Below are 6,140 nucleotides of genomic sequence, written 5' to 3' on the forward strand. Positions count from 1 at the left end.
CGGGGAATTGTCATTATCTTATCTCTGATTCCCTTTTATCCAATTTGCAAAAAAGCCCCAATCCCTAATAGTTCCGTCATTATTTAGTATTTCAAGATAAACACCGTCACCCTTTCCCACCTGCCAAATTGCTTTAGCTGAAATAACTTTTTCTGAAATACCGCTTTTCATTATGTAATCAAAAAAGACGGTTTTACCAGGTCCATAGGTTTCAGCAACAAAGGCTACTAAGTAAATATCGATACAACTTGCTCCAAATTCATTTGGGCTTCCACTAAGAATATGTTGTTTAATTAAGTTTTTTCTTTGTTCATGGTATGTGAATAAGATTGCAAGTTTAAATTTGACTATTTGGTAAGCTTGATAACTTCTCTTTTCCCATTGTTTTAACTGGACGTAATCGCCTTGAACTGAGACCAATTTGTTCAGCATATTTTTTAAATTACAAACTGTGGGGATGATGTTGTGATGAATGCTGCGTCCTCGCAAAATGCTTGGTAATTTAATAGGTTCTTGAAGAGTATGTTTCATCTTTTTGACTCCAATAAATATTATTTTTATTTATTGTAATTCGACAAAATCTGGAATAACTCCTCCCATGAAACAACTTCTACTTCATAAACCATGATAAAAACGAAACTGGGCTTCGCTATTTTCTGTTACCCTCTCATTTACACACCCATTAAATCCCCAAAATGTCACATAGTCCTTCGGGCCCCAAAATCTTCAGTTTACTCCTCTTTGCTAGATGTCTATTCGTTCGATATAGTTCGAGATACCTATAAGGTGGATCCCATAATATATGCCACCCGAGCGAATCCTTCTTTTAGAAGCATATCTTGAACAGATACCCCATCTAGGTAAACATAGGCAAGTAGCCTACCGTAAGCATCCCTTGTGTTTCCCTCTTCAAACTCCATCGATAGACTGCCTCCATTCACCAACTCGTTATTCCTATGTAGATCTTCCTTTGCAAACGGATGGACTCACATCCTCGGCTTTCTCGTTCAGGGGTATCGATTAATAAATAGCGAATCCTTTCCACTTTTCCATATACACATGCCTTAATCGTATCCCCATCAATCGTTTCAACCAAGGTGATTGGGCACTTGAGCAAGTGCCATATTAGCTTCCTCTCCAGCAAAAGCATTGCTTTTTTGAACTTCATTCTTAATTGAATAGCCCACTGATATATACTCTTAGATCATTTCCTGTGGTTGATAGGTTAATAGTGTTGTAGCAACGATGAAAGCCGCTCCTACCACTTTTTTCACTAGGGCCATTCCTCCCTCGTTTTACACCTCCAAATTGAAAAACTGTCCATATTGCTTGTTAAATCCAAGTTCGACTGTTCCAGTAGGACCATTCCGATGCTTGGCAAGGATAATTTCCATCCTGTCTTTTTGCTGAGAATCGTTTGTATAGTAATCATCCCGATATAGAAAAGAGATCAAATCTGCATCCTGCTCAATTTGACCACTTTCCCTCAAGTCTGACAGGATGGGCCGTTTGTCCTGACGGCTTTCAACCCCGCGACTCAGCTGCGAAAGGGCAATGACGACCACGTTTAGTTCTCTCGCCATCGTTTTTAGTTCTCTGCTTATTTCACTAATCTCTGCTTGGCGGTTATGTTTGCATTTCGGATCACCCGCAATCAGCTGCAGATAATCAATCACCACCAGGATTCTTTTTTCACCATCGTATTCCCTTCGGATCTTCCGAAGCTTTGACCATATATAGGGGACATCCATCCCTGCCCGGTCAAATATATGTAGATTGACCTTTGATAACGTTCCGATACTGTCCGTAAAATGATGCCAATCTTCTTCCTGGAACTCCTTTTTTGGGTTCTTCATTTTGAGACTGTCGATGTTTCCCGTAAAACCAGCCATTCGTTTCAGCAGCTGTTTTTTTGCCATTTCCAAGGAAAATACGACACTGACATCTTGAAAAGACGCATGTAGAGCCAAATTCAAAGCTAATGCTGTTTTCCCCATACTTGGACGCGCTCCAATGATCACTAAATCTGATTCTTGAAACCCTCCAGTAAGCCGGTCCAAATGGGCAAACCCGGAAGGAATCCCGACAATATCACCAAGATCTTTTTCACAGTCCTCGAATAAATCCACTAACGATGGCGTAATGTCACCGTTATCCTCATCGACTTGATCCTCCTCCACAGCCATTAAGCCGTGAATCCCATCGCTTAAGGTCTTACTAATTTCTGTCTCTTTTGCCTGCTCGATAATTTTTCCGGCAATCTGAATCGCCTTTCGTTTTTGGGCATATTCCCTGACCAATTTTTCATAAAAATGAAAGTTGGCAGTTGTTGGTACACTGCCTGCTAATTGGGTAATATAGCTGACCCCTCCCAACAATTTAATGTTCTGAATCCCGAGTTCCTCCACAATCGTAATGACATCAATGGGCTTTCCTTTTTCATCCAAGCTGCGGATGGCCGAATAAATGAGCCTAAGTTTCCAGGAGTATAGCTGTTCCGAACGAATCGAGCATTCTTTCACCAATGCTTCTTCTAAAAAGAACGCCCCTACCAATGCCTCTTCTGCTTCAAGATTAAATGGTTCATGCTCTTTCATTTCTCGCCCCCCTGTCAATTCCCAATATCGCTCTCATTTTCGCTAGCTCTCTTTGAATTACCCATTCACTCGCTGGTTCCAGCCTCGGGGTTCGTTTCTTTGTCTCTTCCGAATTTGGAACCGTCTTCGAATTGGTTGCCTTTGGGATCAGATCGGACAATTTTGGCGGAAAGGATGAGTCCTTTACAAAGGTCAACAGGTTTCCTTGGATTTCTTCAAACGTGTACTCCTTTAACACTTCGTGCCACAAGTTCACTTTCTCCTGATTCACAACAAACTGATCATAAAAAACCGCAATCCTCTTTAATAATTCAAACGTCTCCCGCTTAATCATCTAAATCAAAATCCTCCTCGTTCAAGGTTTTCGTGAAGGACTTCTGGTTGAGGTAGGCTTCAAATTTGGTGCCAAATAACGTTGCCGGCCTTAGGTATTTGCTCATACGAGGGTTATTTTGCCATTCAGCTGTCTTTAAATCGATGACCTTTATAAAATCGTCCACCGAAAACCCTTCTCGCATTCTTGCCCTGATCAATTCTTGAGTTTTGTGGGTACTTGGTTTGTAGTCGGTCTTTGTCTTTGCGTTTAGGTAGTTGATGATCTCGACAACAGGAGTTTTTTTCTCTGTAGGTATCTCTGAAGAAATCTCTGGTATTGCTTGGTTCAAACTGGTCTGTTCTGCAACTTCATTTGAACTGTTAACTGGCTCAGTTTGATTAGGCGGGAAGTCAAATTGACCTGTTGGCAGCTCAGTTTGACATTCCTCTAGTTCCTCTAGTTTTAGATAATCAATCGTATACCACTTGGTTTGATCCAGTTTTACCACATTCCAATTACCTGAAATCAAGTAACCTTGGCGTTCAAGTGAATGAATGGTCCGCTTAATCGTACTCACCGACCAAAACGGCAGCTGCTTCTGCCAATCCAAATATGTATTATAGACCCATCGTTTTCCTTCATAATTATGCTTGCTGATCGTTAGCCAGAAATGAACCTGCTGAAGGACTACTGCTTCATTTAAGCCAATTTTCACCGCCAAAGACGGTACAATGATCACTGGATTTTCTTTAATTAACATCCTGCTCATCCAAACATCTCCTTTTTTTCTTTTGTTTGATTGGCTAGTCCCCTCCATTGGGTCAGCCGCTTCTCACTTTTCATATATAGAAAAAAGCTCTAAAAGGTCAGGTGAATTTAAAATTTTTTCAAAAAAAGAAAGCTATCCATAAGAAGGAATAGCTTAAAATGTTATGTGTAATAGATTCCATGATTGATTATCCTAAAGGCAATTTTATATAAAGTTCTCAATTAACCGTGTTTTATTAGATCCATACATTAGGATCTAAATATTAGAGCTACATTTATTAGTATGAATCATCATTCAACTACACACTTCTCCCCTTAAAGCTCTTCATGCACATAAAATCGTCGATATTGTGACAATTCTATTAAGCCTATGTTTTCCAGTAGTTTTATGTAGGCAAGACATTACACTAACTTTGGAAAAAAATTCTTTATTTTTAATGTGAAGATTTGTATCGCTTTTTAAACTGAATAATGATGAAAGGAGTAATCATTTTTTGAAAAAAGTTTTCTGAGCGGAACAGATTTTTCACTTTGAAATATAAAAATCACTCTTATAGAAGAAAAACTATTCTCATACTTCTATTTGATGTGCAAAATTTATTCCAAAGGAGATTTTATTAAATGAGGAAAACAATCAAAAACAGATTTTTTCTAATTGCACTTTCATTATTGTTACTGATCGGCTTAACTGCCTGTTCATCTCCTCAATCCAAAAGTGAAACTATCGAGAAAGCTCCGAAAACTGAAATGAAAAGTGAAACTGTCAAGAAAACTCCGCAAAAGATTACGAATGAAGAATTACCCAATGTTTCAATTATTGCTACTGGTGGAACAATCGCAGGTGTCGCCGCATCTGATACTCAAACAACTGGTTATAAAGCAGGAGAGGTTGCTATAGAAACTTTATTAGATGCTGTTCCAGAGGTGAAAGAAATAGCCAATATAACGGGAACACAACTTGTAAATATTGATAGTTCTGCAATGACCAATGAAATTTTATTAAAGCTGGCAAAAGAAGTAAATAAACAATTGGCAAGTGATAGCGTTGATGGAATTGTTATTACTCATGGGACAGACACGATTGAAGAAACAGCCTATTTTCTTAACCTAGTAGTCAAGAGTGAAAAACCAGTTGTTCTTGTTGGAGCGATGAGACCGTCAACAGCGATAAGTGCTGATGGTCCACTTAATCTATACAATGCTGTAGCTATTGCTGCAAGTCCTGATTCAAAAGGGCATGGTGTCATGATTGAATTAAACGAAAAAATTGGTTCCGCTCGTGATACTACGAAATTGAATACAACCGCTGTTAATTCTTTTGATTCATTTGAATATGGTGATATTGGGAATGTTCAAGGTAGTAAACCTTATTTCTATAACAAGCCTTCTCGTATACATACGAGCGAAAGTAAGTTTGATATTAGTAATGTAACAGAACTTCCGAAGGTAGAAATTTTATATGGGCATGGAAATGATAGTAGAGTATTGGTTGATGCTGCTGTTAAGGGAGGAGCAAAAGGGATTATACACGCAGGTACTGGAAACGGAAGCGTCTTTCCTGAAACACAAGAAGGACTCGTTGATGCCCAGAAAAAAGGCGTTGTGATTGTCCGTGCATCACGTGTAGCTACTGGAATGGTAACACATGAAGCAACTGATGAAACAAATAAATTCGTAACATCTGATTCCTTAAACCCAGCAAAAGCACGTATTTTGTTAATGTTAGCTTTGTCAGAAACTTCTGATCCTGTAAAAATACAAAGCTACTTTGATAATTACTAAATTTTCGAAAAAATCAACTCCCGAACTAATTGAACCTGAATTATTCATAATGAATATTCAAAGTAAAGTCCTGTATTAACTAGATGGTTTCGGCATTTTTATATATAATATGGAAAGATTCAGAATGATTAAAGGTATGATATGTTCCCGTTAAAAATCGTTTATCGAACCGTCAAGACTGCCATCGGAGCCGCTGCAGCGATTAGTATTGCGCAATTTTTCGGATAACATCCATTGACCTGCTTATCACACAACGATATATGATAGGGGCCTTTCTTGAAGAATTAAGCGAAGCCATTCACCCAGGAGACACGGCACTCAATTATTTAAAAAGCTTGGGTGATTTGCAAAATCAATTTAAGGATGAACCTCTCCCGACATCAAGGGAGGAATTTGAGGCAAGACCCTAGTTATTTCAGCTCCTGAAAGAAACGGAACAATATTTACTGATCAAGAAATCATTAAAGTGGATTAATCCCCTCAAGGGTCACATTCCATGAGAAATGCTCCTTCATAAAAAGGAGCGTTTTATTTTGTACGCCCGTAAGATTAGAATTTGCCCAAAAATGGAATCCGCAAAACATATTCTTTATTAGCATCTTCCCTAAAAATCGCATCTTTTCAAAAGACAATTTTTAAAAAGTTCCAATTTGATAAAGCATCATATGTTATGATAA

7 protein-coding genes and 1 pseudogene are annotated in these 6,140 nt (G+C 38.5%); 3 read left to right on the plus strand and 5 right to left on the minus strand.

The window, feature by feature from the left end:
• Positions 1-18 precede the first annotated feature (18 nt).
• The 5 genes and pseudogenes from RTR43_RS20890 to RTR43_RS20910 form a co-directional block, all read right to left on the minus strand.
• Positions 19-531 carry a hypothetical protein gene (locus RTR43_RS20890; RefSeq protein ID WP_312474755.1) on the minus strand — a complete coding sequence of 171 codons (513 nt, stop codon included), beginning with the start codon at positions 529-531 and terminating at the stop codon, positions 19-21.
• Between the two features lie 248 nt (positions 532-779).
• A pseudogene (locus RTR43_RS20895) lies at positions 780-971 on the minus strand (thermonuclease family protein); the annotation flags it as partial.
• Between the two features lie 324 nt (positions 972-1,295).
• Positions 1,296-2,597, minus strand: coding sequence for a replicative DNA helicase (gene dnaB, locus RTR43_RS20900; RefSeq protein WP_312474758.1), 1,302 nt, complete (start codon positions 2,595-2,597; stop codon positions 1,296-1,298).
• Positions 2,584-2,931 (minus strand): replicative helicase loader/inhibitor, encoded by a 348-nt coding sequence (locus tag RTR43_RS20905; RefSeq protein WP_312474760.1) that lies wholly within the window; start codon positions 2,929-2,931, stop codon positions 2,584-2,586. The genes dnaB and RTR43_RS20905 overlap by 14 nt, the downstream gene beginning before the upstream one ends.
• The gene (locus tag RTR43_RS20910; protein ID WP_312474764.1) at positions 2,924-3,682 is read right to left on the minus strand and encodes a conserved phage C-terminal domain-containing protein; all 759 of its coding nucleotides are present in this window, start codon (positions 3,680-3,682) and stop codon (positions 2,924-2,926) included. The genes RTR43_RS20905 and RTR43_RS20910 overlap by 8 nt, the downstream gene beginning before the upstream one ends.
• A 620-nt stretch (positions 3,683-4,302) precedes the next feature.
• On the opposite strand from RTR43_RS20910, the gene RTR43_RS20915 reads away from it, so the two are divergent.
• The 3 genes from RTR43_RS20915 to RTR43_RS20920 all read left to right on the plus strand — a co-directional run bounded on the left by RTR43_RS20915 (position 4,303) and on the right by RTR43_RS20920 (position 5,873).
• Positions 4,303-5,463 (plus strand): type II asparaginase, encoded by a 1,161-nt coding sequence (locus tag RTR43_RS20915; protein WP_312474767.1) that lies wholly within the window; start codon positions 4,303-4,305, stop codon positions 5,461-5,463.
• A 141-nt stretch (positions 5,464-5,604) separates the two neighbouring features.
• Entirely contained in the window at positions 5,605-5,691 is an 87-nt protein-coding gene (locus RTR43_RS25675; RefSeq protein WP_396954606.1) for an aromatic acid exporter family protein, read from the plus strand.
• A 5-nt stretch (positions 5,692-5,696) separates the two neighbouring features.
• Positions 5,697-5,873, plus strand: a complete 177-nt coding sequence (locus RTR43_RS20920) for a hypothetical protein (protein ID WP_312474779.1) — start codon at positions 5,697-5,699, stop codon at positions 5,871-5,873.
• Positions 5,874-6,140 lie beyond the last annotated feature (267 nt).

Origin of the sequence: Neobacillus sp., from assembly GCF_031988165.1 — a bacterium.
In the GTDB taxonomy this organism is placed as follows: Bacteria; Bacillota; Bacilli; order Bacillales; family Cytobacillaceae; genus Neobacillus; species Neobacillus rhizosphaerae.